This window comes from Brevibacillus sp. FSL K6-0770 (assembly GCF_038000275.1).
Classification (GTDB): Bacteria; Bacillota; Bacilli; order Brevibacillales; family Brevibacillaceae; genus Brevibacillus; species Brevibacillus parabrevis.
The window spans coordinates 3307917-3329667 of sequence record NZ_JBBOBQ010000001.1 but is presented as its reverse complement, the minus strand read 5'-3'; the positions used below and the strand labels follow the sequence as shown (position 1 = coordinate 3329667).

Here is a 21751-nt window from a genome sequence, read left to right as displayed (position 1 = left end):
ACCATGAATGGAAAAAGCCTGACCTTTTTTCATGCAGGTTTGCTATAATCAGTTCGTTACATGTAGACAGGAGCGACGGGTATGAATTTTATCATTGACTGGTTATCCTTTTATTTGATTGAACAACCTGAGGAAGAAGACGGCATCAAGCAGGTGCGCATGACCCGCTATTTGGGGCATGATGAATATCAGCGAAGCGAGTTGCGCGACTTTTTGGATGGCGAGTTCGCACGTATCGCCAAGCGCAAGGTGGAAATGAATCCGAAGACGGACGGGACGCCGACGAAGCTCGGACAATTTGTCCTGGAGCCGGGGCATCCGCTCGATTCCAATCCGAACTATGCCTTGCTCAACCGTTTGCTTGCAGCCGAGACGCCAAGCGAAAGCAGAGAGCCTTGCCAGGAGCTGATCCAGTCTTATTTGCGGACGTCGCAAGTAAGGGGCGGCGTGCTGATTGTGGTGCGCACGCGTCTGGAGCTGCTCGATGAGCGCTACGTCTTTATTTTGAAATGCGATTTTGAACAAAAAACAGCCGTCATTACGGATGAAAAGAGCCTGATTTCCAACGTGCGGATGGCGATCAATGCGAAAAACATGAAGTCGCTGATGTATCCGTACATGATCGAATCCGGGATGAATGATCCGTACCACGTCAAGATTCATCAGTTTTCCCATGCGCGTTACTTCGAGGAATTTTTGCGCTTTATTGAATATCCGCAAACGGTGACGCAAATCGTCTCCGATGAGGTCATTTCTCTCGCCCGCCAGCATATCGAGTACACCTATCCGGAGGAATCCGAGGAGCGCGTGCGGGAAGTAGAGGCAATTGAGCTGATTGCCGCCAGCCCCAAGCGGGAGCTGTCCGAGAAGTGGGAGCACGAGACGGTGATGGAAGCGATGCAGATCATCACCGACCGCCAGCCGGAGGTCGAACTGAAGTTCAAGCTCGATCACATGCAAATTCGCACCTTGCTCGCGGATTACGGCTCTACTTTGCATATTGCCAAAGTCAACGGTCGTTATGTCGTCATTTTGGAAGGGGAGCAGCTTCAGTTTGAGCGAGGGGTATCTCCTGTTGAATTTGCCAAACCGAAATCACTTGCGGAGATCGTTCAAGAAATCGAATCGCGCAGCAGCTATTCTCCGCCAATGGCAGCAATGCCAGGGGAGCCGGACGATACGCCGCCTTGGGAATAGGAGGAGCGAGCATGACGGACAAAAAACTCACTTTAAAAGGGCAGGAGCAAAACGTATACCCTGTCTTGCGCCATGCTTCTATGGTCAAAAAATACCCGGACCGCTGGGTAGTCAAAGAGCACACGGCAGATACACGCGTGCTGTATGCGCTCGATCAGGGAGAGGGCTACGGCTTGATTACGCCTGACATGCTGGTTGCGGCAGAATGGACGGCTGAACAGCTTCATGCGTACGCGATGGACAACTTGCAAAAGCTGCCGTATACCGTGAAAACACAGGAGGTAGCGGGCAACCGGATTCATTTTATCAGCCCGCCAGACGGCTATGCGGCGAGCAGGGTGTTGCTCGATTCGCTGCTCCGCCAGTTTGACCAGGAAAAACAAGGAGATTCGCTTGGCGTTGCCATCCCGCATCAGGACGTACTCATTATCGCGGACATGAATGGCGAGGTCGGGGCGAACTTGCTGGCCCGTCTCACTTACGACTTTGCCTCAAAAGGGCAAGTGCCGATCGCCGTACTGCCGTTTTTCTGGGAAAACGGCGAGCTGACACCGTTTTTGGTCGTGTCGCATGATGCGGATACGAAGGGAAACACATAGGATAGAAACGCAATAAGAGAGTTGACCCTGGTGTGGTGCAACTCTCTTTTGCTATTTCGGGAAGGGTACGTCCATCTTTGTTGGCGCGATGGCGTTTTGTGTAACGTAGTCGACTACATGACCGTAAAGCTCTCTGCCAAGGGATGAAATCGAGCGCTCCAGGGAAAACCCGCCAATGAGACTGGTCCACCATACCTCCAAGCTACGGAATATTTCGTGGTACGCCTCTTCACTCGTTGCGCTTTTCGTAAACAACGCTTCATAAAACGAGCGATTTTGTTGGAACAATCAGGGAAAGGAGCGTATCCATGAAAAACTTCATGATCGGGCAATACGGGCATTTCGATCGGAAAAAGTACGAGCGAGACTTCCGCAAAGGATTTTATGGAATCGAAGCATGCCTGCTGCCTGCGGAAGAAGATCTTCGCTGCTTGCAGCGCGAAGCAGAGGCCAACGGTTTTCAGATTGGCGTCCATTTTCCGTTGCGGGCGGGGCAAGCGAAGCTGAGGGACGCGCTGTTTATGCACCCAGACGAAAAGGTTCGCGCAGAAGCATTTGCCCGGATTGTCGACGAGCTGGACTACATGCGCGAAATCAAGCCCGCCTACGTCCTGTTCCACTACCCGAAGCCTGTCATTTTGGACGACCGTGTGGACTGGCAAAATTGGCGGTTCGCCGATCCGAGCGACTATGTTTTCGAATCGCAGTATCCGCTCGCCGCGTTTTTGGAAAGAAGCGAGCAATTGTTTGCCTGGCTTACGGAAATGGGCGAGAAATATGCGTTTGTGCCTGTGCTGGAGTTTGACGCGCTCAATCGTTACGTATACGAAACCGATGTGTTGGAAGTTTTGCTGAACAAGTACCCGAAAATCAAGCTGTGCCTCGATACGGGCCGATTGTTCGTCCAACAAAAAATCGACCCGTACTTCGACGCGAAGCGGGTCATTCAGAGCTATGCGAAATATGCCTGGAGTCTGCATCTTTGGACGATGAAAGCGACGGATACTTTTGCCTACAATCATTTTCCCGCCTTGCCGGAGTGCACAGCCGAGCAGGGCTGGGCGCCGATCGCAGACTATTTGCGCATCGTGCGGGACGAAAATCCGGATGTCAAAATTATGTTTGAACACCGCTCAGACTTGATTGACGACGAGCAGTTGAACATCTGCTACGCGTGGGTGAATCAACTGCTGCCCGGCTCCTGATCGTCCAGCAGCAACTCGATGAATCTTCCTGCTTCGTGAATCAGCCAATACGGCAAACGTGGACCGTGTATGTACAGGTTTGTTGCGGCATCGAGCATCGTGCGGACGCGCTGCTCATCGCCAATCATGCGGGCGCAAACGCCCATGACCATCCACGGGTACATATCGCCAGTGTCAAACGTGTCGAAGCGGGGGAATGCTTTCGTCATCCGCTGATACAGCATGGCGCCGATGTCCGGCTCACATAAGCCGTACACGATGGGAAACGCCTGCGAGGTCACGTCCGGGTACCATTTTCTCCAGCCGGGATGCGAACGGTCGTACATGGCGAACGAGCGGCGAAGACGGCTGTACATGTTGGCAATTCCCGTCTTGCAGGCAACGGCGCGCACAGACGCTTCCCGGGCGAGTGCTTCCTTGCCGAGCAACGCAAACAAATAGCTGGCGTCATCCAGCCCTTTGGCAACCTCGCAGTTGTCCATCAAATATTTGACGCGAAAAGAATGTTTGGCCCAGGTCAGCCCATCCTTTTGCTGCAACCGGGCGATGCCCCGGAACAAGTAAGCAAGCTGCTCCTGATTGGCGTACAGCCAGGAAGTGTCGCCACAACTTTCCACCCATTCGCTGACGAGACTGAAGTAAGTCGCATGGTAGCTGTCTTCGCTGTCGGCGGCTCCCGTGTCGATCTCTTGCCCGGAATCGAGACGAAAGTCGTTGATGTAGCCATTTTGGCTCAGATGCTGCAAATACCAGTCCAAATAGCGGCGCACCGCTTCCCGTTCCTGTAGCCGGACCAGCGAAATAAGGGCGAGGTTGGTAAAATACGGATTGATCTGATCCCGGTCAGGACCAAGGCGAAAAGCTCCGCTCGGAAGCTGGCAGGACAGGAGGTAATCTCGCTGGTGGGCAAGCAGAGCGTTGCGGGGCTCATCGAGCATGGCGGCATGCCCTCCCTTTTCTACGTGATTGCTGTCACCAATTTTACGCCGTATTCGGTCCAGTGCAAAGCCCGTATGTACGCGTCCGTGTCGATCAGAGGCAGTTCGGCTTGCTTTTCCACTTCCAATCGCCATTTCTCATCGCGAAACCAGTCGACGCCATCGGCAGGAGCGTGCTCGACATCTGCCCAGGCGGTTTGCAGCGCAGGGCTGTACAGCTTCGGTTTGCCAGAAATCAGGTTGTCGCCTTCCAGCCGCAGCTCATATCCGGTTTTTGTCTTTGCTTGCGGCAGGTGACGCGGGGTAAACAAGTGCGGCCAGTAGTCCGCGCGCGAGCCCGTATGGGGAATGCGTGTGCAAAACGTCACAATCTTGTCCAGCCGGTACGGATCGTCGAACAAGAGGCGGTAGAGCGTTTTTCCAATCGCGATCCGCTGGGTGAGTTCGGAAAAATGCTGCACGTTCAGGCCGACGATGTTCAACCTTTTGTCGGTCGGATGTGCTTTGTAAGGAAAGAGAATTTGATTGAGCGAAAACAGCGATTGCGTGAAAAATACATACGTCGAAAAAACGCGGTTCGTCGCAAGCGGCTTATGTACGACGCGCTGTTCGATATATTGCTGCTCGTTGACGATCAATGCGCGAGTGAGACGCGAGCTTTCCCGTGAAGCGAGAAACTCTTGCCAATACGAATGCATGAACACAGATACGCCAAGAGGTTTCAACAGGGCGCTCAAGTCTTCCTGCCGCTGTTTCATCTGGGCATACAAGAGGAGTTGCGGGTAAGCATCGTGAAAAATGAGCCAGTTGCTTCTCTCCAACAACCAGAAAAAAGGCTTGATTTCTTGCGCATCCATGATCGCAGGAAGCCATTCGCCTTTTAGATCCGTCATATTCCAACCGCCATTTCGCGAGACGAGGTGGGCAAGCAAGGCCCAGTGAATCTCGGGATGCTCGCGGTAAAAATCAAGGTACGCTTGTGTCCGCGTGACATTGTTGCGATTGGCTCTCGCTGTTTGCCATCTGATTTGCGCGACCAGTTCTTGTTTGTCCAAGGAAGAAATCGTGGTAGTCGTCATGAATGGGATAGCTCCTTGCCGTTTGTCCGAATACAGGGGGAGGGGGCCTCTCTGCGGTTAAAAAAAGCAGGTCATCAAAAAACGACCCGCTTTTGGTTCAGCCAATCATTTCGAGAACAAGAAGCCGCACCATCAGTTTTTCCTTGGCTTCTTCCCACGACTTGGCGAAGATGACTACATGCTCCGACTGGAACTGGGCTTCCGCGACAAACATGCCGTCCTGTTCGTAAATGTTCATAGAAGATCGTCCTTTCCGCTGCCTTTCAAGCATTGTATGCTATCATGAGAGAGTTGATGCATACAAAAGTGCTGGAAAAACAATGCAGGAGCGTGAACACGGTGAGAATCAAGCTGACGAAAGAAGCGGTAGACCAATTGCAAAAAGCGACGCGGCCTGTTCGCATTAGCGGTGAACTGGTAGGCGGCTGCGGAATGACCGTGGAATATTCGCTTTGGCTGGATGAAGCAACTCCAAATGACCAGGTGATGCAGGTCGAAGCGATGACTTTGCTGATTGATGCGGAGACGATCGGCTACATCGACTCGGATTCCTTGACGATCGATTATCGGGCACAGCAAGGGTTTCGGCTCGTGACCCCGCAGCAAATTTTGGCGTACGGCCTTACGTTGAAAGAGCGCTGGGGTTGACCCGTTCGCTTTCCGTTTTACTTGGGCAAAAATTGCAGGAGAAAAGCGAGCATTCCGGCGGCGATCAGCGGGCCGACGGCGACTCCGCGGAAAAAGGTGACGCCGATGATCGTTCCCAGCAACAAGCCCGTGACAATGAGCGGATTGCCGGACATCAGATCGGTTCCTTTTCCCGCCAGGTAGGCGACAAACACCCCCATGATGATCGCCAGAATCGTATGCCAATGGGTGAACAGGGCAAGCACGGAAGCCGGATTGACTTTTCCGCTTGCGAGCGGCGCGAGAATGCCGATGGTCAAGATGATAATGCCTACTTGCAAGCCATGCTGCTCAAGCAGCGGAAAATAGCGTTCGAGCGAAAACAGCCGCATCAAAAGCAGGATGGCTACGGCGATCGAGACGGTCGCGTTGTTGCCGACGATGCCGAGCGCAAGCAAGAGGAGCAGAGTGAGGTTAATGACATCCATGCTGGTTGTGCCCGCTTTCGTTTTTGCCAGTAGTATATCCAGATGGGGCACGGCTTGTGTTGCCGCATACGAAAAAAGAGATCAGGCATGGCAGCAGCATGCACGGATCTCTTTTTGCTTAGTCGAACCAAAGTTCCAGCATCCCTACCGGAAAGCCTGTCTGCTCATCCGAATCAGGGAAGCGTCCCCAGGCGAATACACCGTTGAAATAATCAATCGTAAATGGCTGGTCGTATTCGGCAACGCTGTATTTTCCGCCAATGCGAAATTCTTTCGTCCCCAAATAATACGACTTGGCCATGAAATACTTTTGCGTAATGATGGCAAGCTGGGACTCGTCACCCAGTTTCTTTTTCTCCTTGGCTTCCACGTGCAGGCGTTCCATCTCTTCCTGCAGCTCAGCGAGTGTCATTTGACTGTACAAGCGCAACGGACTGCCTCCTTTCCCTACAGGTATATTGTAACAAAAGACAGGGGAAAAGGCGATGGATGGAGAAGTACGAGAGAACGAATGGAGGGAACATCATGACGAGATTTGATTTGACAGGCAAAAAAGCGATCGTAACAGGCGCTGGACGAGGCATCGGAAAAGCATTGGCGATCGGCTTGGCCGAGGCGGGGGCAGAGGTTGCCGTTGTCGCGCGCACAGAAGCGGACTTGCAGGAAGTGGTCCAGGAGATTCAGGCAAGCGGGGGAGCAGCTATGCCGATTACAGCCGATTTGACCGAGGCAGGTGCAGCAGAAAAAGTAGTGGCCGAGACGCTGGAGACACTGGGCGGCCTGCATATTTTGGTCAATAACGCCGGGATGAACATTCGCAAAAAAGCGCATGAGGTCAACGAGGAAGAATGGGATCGGGTTGTCGATCTGAATTTGAAGGGAGCGTTTTTTCTCAGTCAGGCGGCTGGAAAAGTCATGTGTGAACAGCGCTACGGGCGGATTGTGAATATCGCATCCGTGGCTGGACTTGTTGCGCTGCGCACGGGAGTCGCTTATGGGGCGAGCAAAGCGGGTGTCATCCAGATGACGAGAGTGCTTGCGCTGGAATGGAGCAAATTCGGCGTGAATGTCAACGCGATCGCACCTTGGTATTTCCGCACGCCGCTGACGGAAGCGCTGCTCGACGATGAAGCTTTTTTGCAAGAAGTGCTGCAGCGGACGCCGAGCGGAAGAATTGGCGATGTCGAAGATTTGGTTGGTCCTGCGATTTTTCTCGCTTCGGATGCGGCCAGTTACATATCGGGGCAAACGATTGCGGTCGATGGCGGAATGTCGGTCTACGGCTTCTAGCGCGAAAAGGAGAGAACCAGCATGAATATTCGCAAGGCGAATGCCGAAGACGCTGGCGTTGACCTGTCGGGTGAGAATGGAGATGGAAGGAAACATGCGGCTGTACCAATCGGAAGGCTTCGTCCTCACACGGGAAGAAATCGTGCAGCGGGAAGGCACGTCCGGCATTCCGACCGCGCATATGCGCAAACAAGTAGGCAAATAGCAAAAAAAGGGGCATTCCCGGCGTGGGAATGCCTAATTATTGGGGGCGATTGAGAAAATGAACGATTGGCGCACATGACCGGATTGCTCTCACCCAACACAGTCAATAGCCAGCTACTGTTAGCGTAGGCATATTTAGATGGAAAAATCGATCTACCCATGCTTACGTTAAAGAAGTCATTCTAGGAAGAACATCGAACTTTTTCTCAATGCGTTGAAAAAGTGCTTACAATGAAAAGATAACAGACAAAAGTAAAGTCGCAATAAAATAAAAATAAATCATTATTAAATTTTTCGGCGTTATCGGGCGAAGCGGTGATTTCCGATCACGACCGTTTGGGGCCTGGACCAAATCCATTTGGATGTTGCGGTATCAGGATTGAAAAAATAAAGGGAACCGTTTGTCGGATCCTTTCCGTTCACTGCATCCGCGACAGCCTTTCTGACGCTCTCGTTCGTTCTCGACGAGAGTCTGCCGTTTTGGACAGGCGAGAATGCGTTGGGAGCAAAAATAACCTCCCGCACCGTATTTGGAAATTGTGATGAAGCTACCCGATTCAATACGACAGCAGCAATCGCTACTTGTCCTTCATACGGTTCACCCCGGCCTTCCGCATATACCAACCGGGCAAGCAGTTCCATATCCCTATCTGAAATTTTTACGTTTCCATGGCGAATCACTTTGCGGCGATCATCTCGACTGACTTGGATATGATCGCGTTTTGCTTGCGTTTGAGGGATAGACATTTTTGTTTGCTTCTTGGCTGTCGGCACAGGTGCTGTTGCTGTTTTGGCTACAGCTGCCGGAGCGGACGCGGACGGCGTTCCCTTTGAATGAGGTGCCATTGCGCTCGTCGGCGTGACGAACAGGCAGAGAAGAAGCAAGGCAAAACTGTTGAGAAAGAAGAAAAAGCGCGTTCGCGCTTCTCGTGTCTTCATGGTAAGAACCACTCCTTTTCGCTTTTTGCTTTTGTGTGCGGAAGCGAATCGGGTCTTTTGCAAGTCTAGCGACAATGTATGCGAAGTGCAAGAGGAAATTGGTTCCATAGGACTATTTACTGTCTGGAAGAGATGGATGAATACAGGGGAGAAGAAGACGAGGGGAGCGGAAAAAATCTTGTTTTTGCAAGGAAAAACACCACTGCGCATAGACAGTGGTGTTTGGTGTGAGCTAGTCACAAAGGCTTACTTTTCCGTAATCGTAATCGTATTGATTTTGATCGTTTGCTCTGGAGAGCTGGGTTCATTTGTTTGCGGGTTCGGTTTCACTTTTGTGGCTGCGATTTTTTGCACGACGTCCATGCCGCCCACGACTTTTCCGAAAATCGTGTAATTTGGCGCGTTTTCCAAACCTTCTACATCTTTTCCCGACCCGATGAAAAATTGGCTGCCGTTTGTGTTTGGTCCAGCGTTTGCCATCGCAACAACGCCAGGCTCGTACTTGTGGCCGTTTTTCAACTCATCCTGGAACGTGTAGCCCGGGCCGCCTGTTCCATTGCCCAGCGGATCGCCGGTCTGAATCATGAAATTTTGGATGACGCGGTGGAAAATAACGCCGTCATAAAACTTGTCCTTAGCCAAAAAGACGAAGTTGTTGACAGTGACAGGCGCGTCTTTGGCGAACAAATCAATCGTGATGTCGCCCATCGTTGTAGAGATTTTCGCTTGGTAGGACTTGTTTTTGTCGATCTGCATGTCAGGGGCTTTCTCGTACTTCTTTTCCCCGGTAGGGCCAGCAGGTTGGGAAGGCTCATTGGAGCCAGGTTTTTCAGTTGGCGCAGTCGGTTGTGTCGGAGCGGTTTCGTTTTTGGCACTGGAACAACCCGCGACCAAGGCGATTGCCATCAGACATGTGAACAGGGTCATGAAAAACTTTTTCATCTTGTGCACCTTCCTTTGTTTCTTGCCATTAGGGTGGTTCGGTTTCGAATTATAGCATAAATGGACAGGCAAATGCCAATCGGGTAGTCTGTCCCGCTTGTGGCGTGGTATGATGGGAGGAAAAGGGTGATTGATGTGGGAGAACGGTTCGAAACAGCTACGGTACATATTGGGCATTCACCTTTGAAACAGGTAACAAGCAAGTCTACGCCGATCTATCAGACATCTGTTTTTGCCTTCGACGGCTTGGAGGAAGTAGAAAAATATTACGCTGGTGAAGGCGAATATTTGTATACGCGAAACGGCAATCCCAATCAGGTAGAACTGGCTGATGCCATCGCCCGGCTCGAACAGGCGGAGGCCGGAGTCAGTGCGGCTTCCGGCATGGGAGCGATCATGGCTGGCCTGCTTTCGATTCTTTCCCCTGGCGATCACGTACTCGCATCGCATGAAATATACGGGGGCACTTACGCTCTTTTGCATAAGGAATTGTCGCGGTTCGGCATCGAGCTGGAGTGCATTGTACTGGATCAGGGCACCAGGCTGAGCGATCATGTCCGCCCGGCGACGAAGCTGTTTTTCCTGGAGACGATTACGAATCCGTTGCTCACGGTTGTCGACTTGCCGCAGTGGATTCGTCAGGCGAAAGAACTCGGTCTGACTGTCATGGTCGACAATACGTTTGCCACGCCTTATTTGGTGCAGCCAATCGCGTTTGGCGCCGATCTCGTTGTTCACAGCGGAACCAAGTACATCGGTGGACACAGTGACGTTACGTGCGGTGTTCTGGTCGGGAACCGTGCCCTGGTGAAACGCGCAGCCGAAATCGTCGTCAATTACGGTGCGTCCCTCAGTCCGTTCGAAGCTTGGTTGACGGCGCGCGGTCTGAAAACATTGGCAGTGCGAATGGAACGGCAGTGCGACAATGCAAAGGAAGTGGCCCGTTTCTTGCAAAGCCATCCTGCTGTTAGCCGCGTCTACTATCCGAGCGACGAAGCGACTTCCTTTTTCACAAGGCAAAAGCAAGGGGCGATGGTTTCCTTCACGCTCAAGGAAGAGAGCAAGATTTACGACTTTTACCGCGCACTGGATTGGATTCAATTCGCGCCATCTCTGGCTGGGGTAGAGACGAGCGTGTCCCATCCGGTTACGACTTCGCATCGGGCATTCACCGAGGAGCAGAGACTGGCGACCGGAATTACGATGGGACTGGTGCGCATGTCTGTAGGGATCGAAGCGGTCGACGACATTGTCAGCGAGCTTTCCCGTGCTTTAAGGAATTAATTGAAAAAAGCAGGGAACCTTGTAACTTCTTGGCGGGCTGATCGTATAAATTAGGTAGGATGGAGTCAGGATGAACGAGGCTTATGTATCTTGACTCGATGCAACAAAATGGGAGAAACCGAGGAAAACCGCAATGGGAATGGCGATACAGCGTCCCGCGCAATCATCGGACCAAGCATCTGGAGACTATTACGAATCTCGTCCATTTACAGAACTGTACGACGAGTATTTTGATCGCGTGAATCGTTATTTGCGATGCCGTGTCCAGAGTACGTGGGATGCCGACGATTTGACCACCGTGGTCTTTTTGAAAGCGCTGGAAAAATTTGAACAATATAGCAGAACAAGTCCGTTTGCCTCTTGGATTTTTCGCATTGCGCACAATACATACGTGGATTTCATGCGAAAAAACAGAGAGCTTCCCGTCGATCAGGAAGATTTTTTGGGAGCTGAGCCGGATGATACCTGGCAGCCGGAGCGGCAGGCGTTGACCAACGAGGAAATTCGCCTGCTTCGCGACCGGCTCGACTTGTTGTCGCAGGATCAGAAGGACGTTCTCATGCTGCGTTATTTTGCCGATTTGAAAATCAGCCAGGTTGCTGAGGTGCTGGGTAAGACAGAATCAAGCATCAAAATGATCTCCTATCGGGGCTTGCAAAAACTTCAGAAGATGTACGAAAGGGGGGACTCCGAGTGAGAGAAGAGGAGAAATACCCCCAAGGTCATACCGATGATCAGACTGTAGCTCAACTCCTGACCCATTTAAAACGCATGCGCCGTTCTGTTCCCGTCAATTATCAGTTGAAGGCTGATTTGAAAAAGCAGTTGCTGGAACGAATGAAAGAGTTGGAAGCGAAAAAGGTTCAGCCACAACCGGAGCGACCGTGGATGAAGCGAAAGTGGGTCTGGTCCGGTGGTACTGTCCTGGCAGCCGTAGTGCTCATCGGCGCTTATTTGTTATGGTGGGGCGACAGCTCGGTGACGATAAACAAACAAGAGGTGCTCACACTTCCAGCCGAGGCGACTGTAGAGCAGGTGGATATTGATAAATCTGCCACGCAAATCGCTTACATTGTCCAGTCGTCCGAGTTGCGGACCATCCCGATTGACAGCGAAACTAAGCCTGTCACTTTCAAATTGCCGCCAACGAAAGGCAAGTATGTGGCAGTGGCGTGGTCCAATTTGGGCAAGCAGATCGCCGTTGTCGAGCAAGTCGAGCAGACGTCCCGGATTTGGCTCGTCGATTTGCCAACGACATACAATGTGGGCAGCAGCCGTCTGCTCAAGGAAGAGGAAGGGGTAGCTTTCAGCTCTCCGAGTTGGTCGCAGCACGACGACTCCCTTGCGTATACGCGCTCGAAAAACGGCATGGATGAAATTTGGGTCAGCAGCACCATCTCGTTTCAGGAATGGAAGCTCGCCGAAGGATCTCAGCCGGAATGGTCGCCTGATGGCCGTTTCCTGTCACTGCACAAAGATGGAGAGATCGCTGTCATGGAAATGAGGACGGGGCTGATCACGATACTGGGGCAGGGGCAGTGGGCTTCCTGGCGTTCAGAGCACGAGCTTACTTATACCAAAGCGGATGGCCAGTTGATGGAGGCCGAACTGGGAGACGAGTCTTTCGTGAACAGAGAGCTGCATTTGCGCAACCAGTCTGCTGCTGAATTTGTTCGCGGCAATTGGGCAGCGAAAGGCAAGCAACTCTTGCTCATTTCGCGGGAAAGTCAGCCTGTTGAGCTGGTTGTCTCACTAGCGTCACGATAACGAGCGGAGGAACAAGCATGAGAAGGAGCTGGATGTTGGCCTTTGTCGTGGCATGGGTCTGTTTTTTGGGACAGCCAGCGTCGGCAGAGAACAACGTGGATATAGAAATAAACATGCCGATGAGCGGCTTGATCAAGTATGAATCATGGGCGCGGGTCGGCGTGACGATTTCCAGTCAGGAAAAAGATGTTGCGGGCTTCGTGGAACTGTCGAGAAACCCTTTGGCAAAAAATCAGCGTCAAACGAACTTGCGCCAGCCTGTGAAGTTGGAAAAAGGCAAAAGCACTACTCTGTTTTTTGATTTGCCTGTGCAACTGTTGCTCGATGACTGGTACATCCAGGTGACACAAAATGGACAGGTGATCAAATCAGAGAAATTGCGCCTCCCCTACCCAAAGGACGGCCAGACGATCGGCGTCGTGAACGAGGGAGGCAACGCGTTTCATTTTCTGGCGGTAAATGCTTCCCAGACGAAACAAAATCGGTCGATCTCCGTCCAAACGGTATCTCCCGACATGCTGCCTGATCAGTCGTGGATGTTGGAGAGCCTTGATGTGCTGGCGATCGGCGGGAAGCAGGAGACGCCGATTAACGATACACAGCTGAACGCGATCAAGGAATGGATCAAGCTCGGCGGTGTCGTCATCTTGTCCGCAGGTCCCGAGCAGGATGGGCTGGTGCAAAGGTTCGCAGACATTTTGCCGATCCCGCCGGGGAACAAGGGAAGCGTGAACATAGCGGATGCGCTGCGGGTATACATGGACGACAAGCCTGCTCCACCCGGGAATATCCCTGTTTACAACAAAGATTTTCCGCTGTTTGTTGCCAAGCCCAGCGGAAAAGGACTGCTGTTGTTCGTCAACTACGATGTGACTTTGGAGCCGCTTGCTTCCTGGCAGCACAACTTGCCGCTCTGGCAAAATGTTATGGTGCAGCAGGGCGCGACGACCATTTTGGAAAACAAGCGCTACCTGGATCAAATGTCGCGGCCTTTTTTGGAGTTGAGCAAGAAAATCCCCGATGTACAGACTCCGACGCCTGTTTGGATGGTCGTCCTGTGGGGCGGATACGTGCTGCTGGTTGCCCCCTTGGCTTACATCGTGCTGAAAAGAATCGGCAGACGGGAGTGGGCGTGGGGAATCATCCCAGGGGTTGCCGTCTTGTTGACTATCGGTATTTTCGCGTTTGGAAAACCGTTGGTGGTGAAAACGAATGCCAGCTATACGGTTTCGGAAATCAACATTTTGGACGAACATTTGGCCAGGGCCCGAACGGCCGCAACCTTTTTGTCCGTCGACAAGGATGGCTACGATGTGATTGTGGAGCCTTCCATCGTGGCTGTGCCTTTGACTCAGGGCCGCAGGGATTACGAGCCGGAAGGGCTGACAGATGGCTCGCGCCTGTTGTCTTACCGCAACCTTCCTTACCTGACTCCTAAACAGGCGACCGGGTTTGGGGTGCTGCGAGAGATCGGAGCTTTTGACGTGAACGTGCATGTGGAGGAGAACCGGATTGTCGGGCAAGTGAAGAACAATACGCTTTACTCCTACGAGCAGGCGTACATCGAAGTCGGCTTGCAGCGGATTCCGATCGGAGCATTGAAAAAAGGCGAAGAAAAACAGATTGACGGAGCGGTGGAAGCCTTGTTTATGCCGCGCGATCAACTTCAAGAAGAAGCGGATTCGCCTGAAAAGAGACGAAAAGAGATGCAAGAGAACGTCATCGGGTATGGACAGGGCGGTCAGGTTCGCTTGATCGGGATCACGACAGACCCGATTCCGCTGATGAAAATGCAGGAGCCGCATCAGTCGTACTACTGGAATGTCGTCAACCAGACGGTACAGCTAAAGCCGCAAGAAAACGGGAATGTGGTAATGCCTTACGGGCTTTTGAACGTCGATCTGCTGGAAACGACGGGAGACTACGATTCAATCAATGGCTATTTGTGGCAGCTTGGAAAAGGCAGCATCACTTTTGAACTGCGCACCGACATGACGAATTTGGACCTGAAGCGTTTGCTTGTTCCGCTTGATCACAGTTCCTACCGTCCGTTCCGGGTGGAGTATTTCCAGCAGAAAAGCGGGAAATGGCGCCTGGTTGACCGGGGAACAAAGCTCGTGCTGGATCGGGAGCTTCAGGATGCGTTGACCGTGAATCATACGCTGCTGCTGCGCTTTTCCAATGACGGACCGTCGCGCTTGTCGCTGCCTGTGCCATTCTTCCAGGTTGAAGGGGTGAGAAAATGGTAATTGAAACCGTGCATCTTGGGAAGCGCTACGGAACCCTGCAAGCCTTGTCAGACTTGAATTTGGCTATCGAACCGGGAAAAGTATTCGGATTCATCGGTCCGAATGGCGCTGGCAAATCGACAACGATGATGATTTTGTCTACTTTGCTTGAACAGAGCGAAGGGGAGGCGTATGTGTGCGGCTACAACGTCCGCAAAGATCCGGCCAGCGTCCGCCAGTCGATAGGATACATGCCCGATTTCTTTGGCGTGTACGACAATTTGACGGCAGTCGAGTATTTGGAGTTTTACGCAGGCGCTTTTAAAATTCCTGCCCGAAACAGGCGATCCCTGGTCGCCGATTTGCTGGAACTGGTCAACCTGTCGCCGAAAGCGGATGCTTTTGTCGATTCTTTGTCGCGCGGAATGCAGCAAAGGCTCGGTCTGGCGAGGTGTCTCGTGCACGATCCGGCTGTCCTGATTCTGGATGAGCCTGCTTCCGGTCTGGACCCGCGCGCACGCATCGAGCTGCGGGAAATCATCAAGCAGCTGCGGGAGATGGGCAAGACGATTTTGATCAGCTCGCACATCCTGCCGGAGCTGGCTGAGCTGTGCGATGATATCGGAGTGATCGAACACGGCAAGCTAATCGCCTGCGGCTCCGTCCACGAAGTGAGCAATCGCGAGACAGGTGGCAGCGTCATGCAGCTGCGGGCGCTGCGCAATCTGGACAAGGCAGCGCTGCTGCTCGAAAGCTCGCCGCTCGTCAACCATCTAGAGGAATACATGGGCGGTTTCCGCTTTTATTTTCAAGGAACCGAGCAAGAAAAAGCAGAGTTGCTGCAAGAGCTGATGGATGAGCAAGTGGCTGTCGTCTACTATGGGGACGCGAAGAAAAATTTGGAAGATGTTTTCTTGGCGATTACGGAAGGAGTCGGTATGGAATGAACGGCTTCCTTTTCAATCCGATTCTCGTCAAAGAGATGAGAGAGCGATTTCGCTCGCGCAAAACGGTGTGCATCCTTGCCATTTATTTGCTGATCATGGGCGGCATTCCGCTCGGTTTTTTGCTGACGGATACGCTGAAGGCCGAGGCGTTGGGCGAGAACCGCAATCTGTTTCTTATTTCCGCAGCGATTCATTATGCGATGGTCTGCTTTGTGGCTCCGGCATTGACCGCAGGCGCCATCAGCGGGGAGCGTGAACGGCAGACGCTGCACATTTTGCTGACGACACAGTTGTCGCCGACTACGATCGTCTGGAGCAAGCTGATCACATCGCTTGCGTTTTCGACACTGCTGATCGTCGCGTCGATGCCGCTATACAGTATCGTCATGCTGTACGGCAGCGTGTCGCCGGAACAACTGGCCCAGCTGATTCTGTTTTTGGCCGTGAATATTTTCTTTTTGGGCTCGCTTGGACTGTTTTGCTCTACCTGGATCAAGCGCACCTCGATCAGCACCATTACAGCGTACGGAATCGCGTTCTTTTTCGTCGTCGGAACCGGGCTGTTGTTCTTTTTCATCGGGGAATGGCTGCAGCAAAGCTATCCGGACATGTACCCGGACCAAGGAGTCTGGAATTTGCCCGAGCTGCAAGTGCTGGCGGGGATGAACCCAGTGATTGTCCTGTTCGGCATTTTGGGAGAGTCGTTGGATCATTCCGAGCAGCTGGCGTTTTCACCGTGGCTGTTTTTCTCCTGCACGTATGTGGTGCTAGGCTTGCTCCTCGTAGTTTGGAGCGCTTATTTGCTGAAACCGATCCGCCGCAGATGGTGGAGTTGGAAGAAAGCGTCTGGTCGTGTAAAATGAGATGGATGTGTTGGAAAAGGAGGTATGTTTTGTGAGCAAACAGGAAGAAGTGCAAATCATCGATTTTGAAGAAATGCTCAGATCGATTGAAAGTCGTCTCGCATCTGCCGGCATGTACGTGCAGCGGGAAGCGATCATCACGATTTTGCAAGCAGAAGAAGCGTTTCTGCTGGAAAAAGGCGTGCTGCAAGAGTATAGCGAGTAAAAACGGACAACCTGCCCTTTTCGGTAGGTTGTTTTTTTGTCAAAAGACGTATGCATGGAAAAGGCAGATGCGGTCAGTGCTTCATGGCGTATACGCGAATGCTTATGGATGGTTAGACGGAAAAAAGAGGAAATGCGACTTCTGTGGTGAATTTGTCCATATCCTTACGACCGAAGAGGTGAATGCTCGTTGCGTGCACAAGGCGTCGAAGCTGGAGCTGCTTCACCTAAAAATGAATGGCTCCATATTATCCAAAACGTACATAACCATATTTTCAAATTCATTCGGAATGAACAGGACGAGTTTATCTTGGAGCTGTCGGAAGGGAAGCTTGCGCATGAGTACGGGATTCACACGGATGCATTGAAAGGCATGCGCATGGAGGATATTTTTCGCAAAACCGATGTAGAGTATATCCTGCCTTACTACCAGGTAGCCGTTGCCGGGCAGACTGTAGAGTATGAACTCGTTCTGGGCGAACGGTATTTTGCCTCGGTATTAACCCCGATCAGCCATGACGGCGTCGTTACGGAAATCATCGGTTCAGCTACGGATATTACTGAATACAAGCTGATGAAACAGCAGATGCAAGAGGCAGAGGAGCTGTACCGCAGTCTGGTCGAGGACACTTTGATCGGCGTTTACATCGCATATGTCGAGGAGCCAGGGTTTGTTTACGTCAATCCGCGGTTGGGGGACATTTTTGGATACAGCCAGGAAGAGCTTGTGAGAATGACCGCCTCTGATCTGGTCATCGAGGAAGAGCGCGGGATCATTCACGGACATCAGGAGCGAAGATTGAACGGCGATCGTTCCAATATCCACTATCAGTTTCGCGGGCTATGTAAAAACGGCAGCAGGATCGATGTCGAAGTTTTGCAAAAAACGAGCATGTACAGAGGCAAACCGGCGGTCATCGGCATTTTGCAGGATATAACCCAGCGCAAGCAAGCGGAGGAGCTTGTGCGCAAATCGGAATTGTTGTCGGTGATCGGCCAGATGGCGGCAGGCGTTGCTCACGAAATTCGCAATCCTCTGACGTCTTTGAAAGGGTTTGTCCAACTGCTGCGAGCGTACCCGGAGGGCAAGGACGAATATTTTGGCATCATGCTGTCCGAACTGGATCGGATCGAGTTTATTATCAGCGAGTTTCTCGTGCTGGCCAAGCCGCAGGTTATCCTCCAGCGCAAGCGGGAAATGCGCCCGCTTCTGGAGCAGATCGTCATGATCGCGGACACACATGCGATTATGCACAATGTCCAAATCATCACAAGCTACGCTGAAAACCTGCCGTCGATTGTCTGCGAGGAAAACCAGCTGAAGCAAGTTTTTCTCAATCTGCTGAAAAATGCGGTGGAAGCGATGCCGAACGGCGGGGAAGTGAAGGTGACGGCGGCTGTGGAAGGGGAGACGATGGTCATCGCCTTTTCCGATCAGGGCTGCGGGATTTCCCAGGAACAACTGGCGAAGCTCGGCGAGCCATTTTTCACGACGAAGCCGAACGGGACGGGCCTCGGCTCGATGGTCAGCTACAAAATTATCGCCAATCACGGCGGGACGATTAGCGTGCGTAGCGGTGAAGGGACAGGCACGACCTTTGAAATCAGATTGCCGATCGGATAGCGCCATTTGCCCGTTTGCTTCTGCCGGAAAAAAACGGTATGATGGTGTAGAGAACCAATATCAGCATAAGGACGTGAACGCATTGACAGAAGATAACAAAGACCTCGAATTGGGCGATATCATTACGCTGGACGATGAAAACGGTGAACCGTTGGGTGATTTTGAAGTAATCGCGATGTTTGACCTGAACGGTAAAGAATATATTGCCTTGACGGAAGCAATCGAAGATGAAGAGGCAGAAGAAGACCTCGATGAAGAAGTAGACATCTTCGTATTCCAAGTTGACGGCGGCGAAATGGTTCCGCTGGAAGAAGACGAGGAAGGCGTTGTTTACGCGAAGCTGAACGAGGTTCTGGAAGGCATTGAACTGATCGACAAAGGCGAATAATCGGGTTGCCCCCAGGAAGCAAGCGGCACTCGTACGCATGAAGAAGCCACTGCTGGTGTCAATGACCAAGCAGTGGCTTTTTGACGTCTCAGTTTTTCATTTGAATAATATTGTCTTTGAGATCGCGCACGACCAACAGGCAGGTGTAATCCGTTTCTTGCAGTTCTCTGACCAGCGCGGAGCATTCGTCTTTGGTCAGCCCGAGCTTTTCCAGACGGGTGCGCAGTTCCTCGCCGCCATTGTCAAAAAAGTGGGCTTTGCTGTCGATGTCTCCTACGGCACTCTCGAAGTGGGTGCTGTATTTATAAAAATTGTTGCGCTGGTTCGAGTGGTTTTTATCGGGATTCCATTTCAGCACCCAGATGTCATCCTTATGATAGCCGGACGAATTCAGCGCCTGGATATCTGAAACCAGCTCCTGATCGTAGCGATGAAACTTCACAAACGGCTTGGTAGCACTGATCAAAGTTGTTCCCCCCTATGTCGGCTCAGGAATCGATGCCTTACTAGGATGCCCGCTGGAGCGTTCACGATGAATGGAAAATAGTTCGCCGCAGGCCACACTTGATGCGAAAAAAAGCACAGCGGGAATAATTTCCGGCAGAAGAGAAGGGTTTTTCCAAAACAACCAAGAAAATAAGTAAGAGCAAGCGAGGTTGCTTCGCTTTGACCTTGCTTTGTTGCAAATGCTACACTAATGAAGAAGCGTCATATGCTGGAGTGAATGCGGTGCGTGATCGGCCATCTCGCTAGGGCGGGGTGGTTTTTTTGCCCCATTTTGTGACTGGCGTTGAATACTATGGGAAGCATACGGTACAATAGCGATTAAGTGTTCGCTTTTTTCTGTGAAAAATTCCCTAGGTGGATCGCAAGGGGTTTTTGCGAAAAACAGGCGATGACCTGCGCGGTTACCAAAACGCCAGCAAGTTTTGGACGCTTTTCGAATTAGTAGAGGGGAGAGCGCGATTGAAGGAAACAGACACACTACATACACTGACCTATACCGAGGAAGATATCCAGGTACTGGAGGGCCTGATCGCCGTCCGTAAACGTCCTGGGATGTACATAGGCTCTACCGGAAGCAGAGGTTTGCACCATCTCCTGTGGGAAATCGTCGACAATGCCAAGGACGAGGCGTTGGCTGGCGTCAATGATACGATCATCGTTACTTTGTACAAGGACGGCAGTGTCAGCGTAGAAGACCACGGCCGGGGGATTCCGACCGGGATGCATAAAACGGGACGGCCTGTTCCCGAAGTCATTTTTACGACACTCCACGCCGGAGGGAAATTCGGCGGCGGCGGATATAAAAAAAGCGGCGGCTTGCACGGGGTAGGCTCCAGCGTCGTGGTCGCCTTGTCCAAATGGCTTGAGGTGGAAATCCACCGGGAAGGCAAAGTGCACAAGCAACGCTTCGCTTACGTGGTCGATGAAAAAGGCGTCGAGCATGTCGGCAAGCCGGTTACCGATCTGGAAGTGACAGGTACGACGAGAAGAACGGGAACGACTGTGCGCTTTTTGCCGGACGAAGCCGTATTTGGCAGCGCGCGTTTTGATTACGAGACGATTCGCGACCGTTTCCGGGAGACCGCCTTTCTGTTGAAAAAGCTGCGCATGGTCTTGATCGACGAGCGCGGACCGGAGAAAAAACGCGAAGAGTTTTACTTCGAGGATGGCTTGAAATCGTACGTCTCTTATTTGAATGAGGGCAAAAACACGCTGCACCCCATCGTTTATTTCGAGGGAGAAAAAGACAACGTCTACGTCGAGCTGGCGTTTCAATACAACGACGGTTATGCAGAGACGCTCGTATCGTACGTCAACTCGATTGTCACGACAGACGGCGGTACGCACGTAACGGGCTTCCGCAACGGAACGACCCGGATTTTCAACGAATTTGCGCGGAAAAAAGGGTACTTGAAGGACAAAGATCCCAATCTGACGGGAAACGATTTGCGGGAAGGTTTCCTCGGAGTGCTGTCATTGCAAATGGCTGATGTCCAGTTCGAGTCCCAAACCAAGGACAAGCTGGGGAACGAAGAAGCGCGGGCAATCGTCGAACAAATTGTCTCAGAAAAGCTGGGCTTCTTCCTCGAGGAAAATCCGGAAATAGGCAAGCTTTTGATCGACAAGGCAGTGCGGTCTGCCGAAATTCGCGAGGAGCTGCGCAAACAGCGCGAAGCTTTGCGCGGAGACAAGAAAGGCAAGACGGCGAAAAAACGCAAATCGATCTCGGAAAAATTTACCCCTCCGCAATACCGCGATTCCAAACGCAACGAGCTGTTCCTCGTCGAGGGTGACTCCGCAGGCGGCTCGGCCAAGCAAGCGCGCAATTCCGAGTTTCAGGCGCTGTTCTCCTTGCGAGGAAAACCGTTGAACACGGAAAAGGCCAAGCTGTCCGAAGTGTTGGCAAACGAGGAATTTCGGACGATTTTGGAGGTACTGGAGACGGATATCGGGGAAGAGTTTGACATCGAAAACTGCGCTTTTGACAAAGTCATCATCATGTCAGACGCGGACGTCGACGGCTCCCACATCCAGACGCTGCTCCTCACCTTCTTTTTCCGCTACATGCGTCCGATGATCGCAGCAGGCCACTTGTACATCGCCCAGCCGCCGCTTTACCAGGTGAAAAAACAGGTGAAAGGCAAGCAGACGGAAGCGATCTACTGTTGGAGCGATCAGGAGCTGGAGCAGGCGCTCAAGCGGGTAGGACGAGGTGCAGAAGTACAACGATACAAAGGCTTGGGTGAGATGAACGCCGATCAGCTGTGGGAAACGACAATGGACCCGGAAACGCGCAAACTCATCAAAGTCGAGCTTGAAGACCTCGCTCACTGTGAAAAACTCGTGACGGTGCTGATGGGAGACAAAGTTCCGCCTCGTCGCGAGTGGATCGAGAACCACGTTACCTTTGAAGTGGGAGAGGATGAATAAA

24 protein-coding genes are annotated in these 21751 nt (G+C 52.1%); 16 read left to right on the top strand and 8 right to left on the bottom strand.

The window, feature by feature from the left end; translation table 11 throughout:
* The first annotated feature begins 81 nt into the window (after positions 1–81).
* The 3 genes from NST23_RS15445 to NST23_RS15435 all read left to right on the top strand — a co-directional run bounded on the left by NST23_RS15445 (position 82) and on the right by NST23_RS15435 (position 3001).
* Positions 82–1197 (top strand): DUF3900 domain-containing protein, encoded by a 1116-nt coding sequence (locus NST23_RS15445; RefSeq protein WP_063228500.1) that lies wholly within the window; start codon positions 82–84, stop codon positions 1195–1197.
* Between the two features lie 11 nt (positions 1198–1208).
* Entirely contained in the window at positions 1209–1796 is a 588-nt protein-coding gene (locus NST23_RS15440; protein ID WP_287102266.1) for a DUF1444 family protein, read from the top strand.
* A gap of 308 nt (positions 1797–2104) precedes the next feature.
* Positions 2105–3001: a sugar phosphate isomerase/epimerase gene (locus tag NST23_RS15435; protein ID WP_340964046.1), complete on the top strand. Its 897-nt coding sequence runs from the start codon at positions 2105–2107 to the stop codon at positions 2999–3001.
* Here NST23_RS15435 and NST23_RS15430 read toward each other — a convergent pair.
* From NST23_RS15430 to NST23_RS15420, 3 genes are all read right to left on the bottom strand, one after another.
* The gene (locus NST23_RS15430) at positions 2980–3939 is read right to left on the bottom strand and encodes a hypothetical protein (protein WP_122965381.1); all 960 of its coding nucleotides are present in this window, start codon (positions 3937–3939) and stop codon (positions 2980–2982) included. The two genes, NST23_RS15435 and NST23_RS15430, sit on opposite strands and share 22 nt — an antisense overlap.
* Positions 3940–3959: 20 nt before the next feature.
* Complete coding sequence (locus NST23_RS15425) at positions 3960–5018, bottom strand: DUF2515 family protein (protein ID WP_242771186.1); 1059 nt, start codon at positions 5016–5018, stop codon at positions 3960–3962.
* A 97-nt stretch (positions 5019–5115) separates the two neighbouring features.
* On the bottom strand, positions 5116–5256 hold the full coding sequence (locus tag NST23_RS15420; protein WP_167470339.1) for a hypothetical protein: 141 nt from the start codon (positions 5254–5256) through the stop codon (positions 5116–5118).
* A gap of 101 nt (positions 5257–5357) precedes the next feature.
* Here NST23_RS15420 and NST23_RS15415 point away from each other — a divergent pair, with 101 nt between their 5' ends.
* Positions 5358–5666, top strand: a complete 309-nt coding sequence (locus NST23_RS15415) for an iron-sulfur cluster biosynthesis family protein (RefSeq protein ID WP_063228506.1) — start codon at positions 5358–5360, stop codon at positions 5664–5666.
* Between the two features lie 17 nt (positions 5667–5683).
* Here NST23_RS15415 and NST23_RS15410 read toward each other — a convergent pair whose 3' ends face one another.
* Both NST23_RS15410 and NST23_RS15405 read right to left on the bottom strand, forming a co-directional pair.
* Entirely contained in the window at positions 5684–6133 is a 450-nt protein-coding gene (locus NST23_RS15410; protein WP_122965383.1) for a DUF441 domain-containing protein, read from the bottom strand.
* Positions 6134–6251: 118 nt separating this feature from the next.
* On the bottom strand, positions 6252–6563 hold the full coding sequence (locus NST23_RS15405; protein WP_063228508.1) for a YfhH family protein: 312 nt from the start codon (positions 6561–6563) through the stop codon (positions 6252–6254).
* 95 nt (positions 6564–6658) lie between these two features.
* On the opposite strand from NST23_RS15405, the gene NST23_RS15400 reads away from it, so the two are divergent.
* Together NST23_RS15400 and NST23_RS15395 are read left to right on the top strand one after the other, a co-directional pair.
* Positions 6659–7423: an SDR family NAD(P)-dependent oxidoreductase gene (locus tag NST23_RS15400; protein WP_274874013.1), complete on the top strand. Its 765-nt coding sequence runs from the start codon at positions 6659–6661 to the stop codon at positions 7421–7423.
* Positions 7424–7505: 82 nt separating this feature from the next.
* On the top strand, positions 7506–7628 hold the full coding sequence (locus NST23_RS15395) for a hypothetical protein (RefSeq protein WP_278189442.1): 123 nt from the start codon (positions 7506–7508) through the stop codon (positions 7626–7628).
* 299 nt (positions 7629–7927) lie between these two features.
* On the opposite strand, the gene NST23_RS15390 is transcribed toward NST23_RS15395, so the two are convergent.
* A complete protein-coding gene (locus NST23_RS15390; RefSeq protein WP_173596559.1) occupies positions 7928–8566 on the bottom strand; it encodes a cell wall hydrolase in 639 nt (212 codons plus the stop codon).
* A gap of 246 nt (positions 8567–8812) precedes the next feature.
* On the bottom strand, positions 8813–9508 hold the full coding sequence (locus NST23_RS15385) for a peptidylprolyl isomerase (RefSeq protein WP_242771188.1): 696 nt from the start codon (positions 9506–9508) through the stop codon (positions 8813–8815).
* Between the two features lie 126 nt (positions 9509–9634).
* Between NST23_RS15385 and NST23_RS15380 the strand changes: the two genes are divergently transcribed.
* From NST23_RS15380 to NST23_RS15340, 9 genes are all read left to right on the top strand, one after another.
* A complete protein-coding gene (locus tag NST23_RS15380) occupies positions 9635–10792 on the top strand; it encodes a trans-sulfuration enzyme family protein (protein ID WP_122965387.1) in 1158 nt (385 codons plus the stop codon).
* A gap of 133 nt (positions 10793–10925) precedes the next feature.
* Positions 10926–11489 (top strand): RNA polymerase sigma factor, encoded by a 564-nt coding sequence (locus tag NST23_RS15375; protein ID WP_063228514.1) that lies wholly within the window; start codon positions 10926–10928, stop codon positions 11487–11489.
* Positions 11486–12559 (top strand): TolB family protein, encoded by a 1074-nt coding sequence (locus tag NST23_RS15370; protein WP_173596560.1) that lies wholly within the window; start codon positions 11486–11488, stop codon positions 12557–12559. The genes NST23_RS15375 and NST23_RS15370 overlap by 4 nt, the downstream gene beginning before the upstream one ends.
* 17 nt (positions 12560–12576) lie before the next feature.
* Positions 12577–14808, top strand: coding sequence for a hypothetical protein (locus tag NST23_RS15365; protein ID WP_122965389.1), 2232 nt, complete (start codon positions 12577–12579; stop codon positions 14806–14808).
* Entirely contained in the window at positions 14802–15734 is a 933-nt protein-coding gene (locus tag NST23_RS15360; RefSeq protein ID WP_122965390.1) for an ABC transporter ATP-binding protein, read from the top strand. Before NST23_RS15365 ends, NST23_RS15360 begins: the two co-directional genes overlap by 7 nt.
* Entirely contained in the window at positions 15731–16597 is an 867-nt protein-coding gene (locus NST23_RS15355) for an ABC transporter permease (RefSeq protein ID WP_122965391.1), read from the top strand. Before NST23_RS15360 ends, NST23_RS15355 begins: the two co-directional genes overlap by 4 nt.
* Before the next feature lies 1 nt (position 16598).
* Complete coding sequence (locus tag NST23_RS15350; RefSeq protein WP_122965392.1) at positions 16599–16802, top strand: hypothetical protein; 204 nt, start codon at positions 16599–16601, stop codon at positions 16800–16802.
* A gap of 189 nt (positions 16803–16991) precedes the next feature.
* The gene (locus NST23_RS15345; protein ID WP_280648484.1) at positions 16992–18425 is read left to right on the top strand and encodes an ATP-binding protein; all 1434 of its coding nucleotides are present in this window, start codon (positions 16992–16994) and stop codon (positions 18423–18425) included.
* An 82-nt stretch (positions 18426–18507) separates the two neighbouring features.
* Positions 18508–18813: a DUF1292 domain-containing protein gene (locus NST23_RS15340; protein WP_063228520.1), complete on the top strand. Its 306-nt coding sequence runs from the start codon at positions 18508–18510 to the stop codon at positions 18811–18813.
* An 88-nt stretch (positions 18814–18901) separates the two neighbouring features.
* Here NST23_RS15340 and NST23_RS15335 read toward each other — a convergent pair whose 3' ends face one another.
* Complete coding sequence (locus NST23_RS15335; protein WP_122965394.1) at positions 18902–19279, bottom strand: general stress protein; 378 nt, start codon at positions 19277–19279, stop codon at positions 18902–18904.
* 500 nt (positions 19280–19779) lie between these two features.
* Here NST23_RS15335 and NST23_RS15330 point away from each other — a divergent pair, with 500 nt between their 5' ends.
* Positions 19780–21750 carry a DNA gyrase/topoisomerase IV subunit B gene (locus NST23_RS15330; protein WP_122965493.1) on the top strand — a complete coding sequence of 657 codons (1971 nt, stop codon included), beginning with the start codon at positions 19780–19782 and terminating at the stop codon, positions 21748–21750.
* Position 21751 lies beyond the last annotated feature (1 nt).

Excerpts from the sequence above, each read along its gene's own strand:
- NST23_RS15445 (WP_063228500.1), top strand. The coding sequence starts at position 82 with ATGAATTTTATCATTGACTGGTTATCCTTTTATTTGATTGAACAACCT.
- NST23_RS15440 (WP_287102266.1), top strand. The coding sequence starts at position 1,209 with ATGACGGACAAAAAACTCACTTTAAAAGGGCAGGAGCAAAACGTATAC.
- NST23_RS15435 (WP_340964046.1), top strand. The coding sequence starts at position 2,105 with ATGAAAAACTTCATGATCGGGCAATACGGGCATTTCGATCGGAAAAAG.
- NST23_RS15430 (WP_122965381.1), bottom strand. The coding sequence starts at position 3,939 with ATGCTCGATGAGCCCCGCAACGCTCTGCTTGCCCACCAGCGAGATTAC.
- NST23_RS15425 (WP_242771186.1), bottom strand. The coding sequence starts at position 5,018 with ATGACGACTACCACGATTTCTTCCTTGGACAAACAAGAACTGGTCGCG.
- NST23_RS15420 (WP_167470339.1), bottom strand. The coding sequence starts at position 5,256 with ATGAACATTTACGAACAGGACGGCATGTTTGTCGCGGAAGCCCAGTTC.
- NST23_RS15410 (WP_122965383.1), bottom strand. The coding sequence starts at position 6,133 with ATGGATGTCATTAACCTCACTCTGCTCCTCTTGCTTGCGCTCGGCATC.
- NST23_RS15400 (WP_274874013.1), top strand. The coding sequence starts at position 6,659 with ATGACGAGATTTGATTTGACAGGCAAAAAAGCGATCGTAACAGGCGCT.
- NST23_RS15395 (WP_278189442.1), top strand. The coding sequence starts at position 7,506 with ATGGAAGGAAACATGCGGCTGTACCAATCGGAAGGCTTCGTCCTCACA.
- NST23_RS15390 (WP_173596559.1), bottom strand. The coding sequence starts at position 8,566 with ATGAAGACACGAGAAGCGCGAACGCGCTTTTTCTTCTTTCTCAACAGT.
- NST23_RS15385 (WP_242771188.1), bottom strand. The coding sequence starts at position 9,508 with ATGAAAAAGTTTTTCATGACCCTGTTCACATGTCTGATGGCAATCGCC.
- NST23_RS15375 (WP_063228514.1), top strand. The coding sequence starts at position 10,926 with ATGGGAATGGCGATACAGCGTCCCGCGCAATCATCGGACCAAGCATCT.
- NST23_RS15365 (WP_122965389.1), top strand. The coding sequence starts at position 12,577 with ATGAGAAGGAGCTGGATGTTGGCCTTTGTCGTGGCATGGGTCTGTTTT.
- NST23_RS15360 (WP_122965390.1), top strand. The coding sequence starts at position 14,802 with ATGGTAATTGAAACCGTGCATCTTGGGAAGCGCTACGGAACCCTGCAA.
- NST23_RS15355 (WP_122965391.1), top strand. The coding sequence starts at position 15,731 with ATGAACGGCTTCCTTTTCAATCCGATTCTCGTCAAAGAGATGAGAGAG.
- NST23_RS15350 (WP_122965392.1), top strand. The coding sequence starts at position 16,599 with ATGGATGTGTTGGAAAAGGAGGTATGTTTTGTGAGCAAACAGGAAGAA.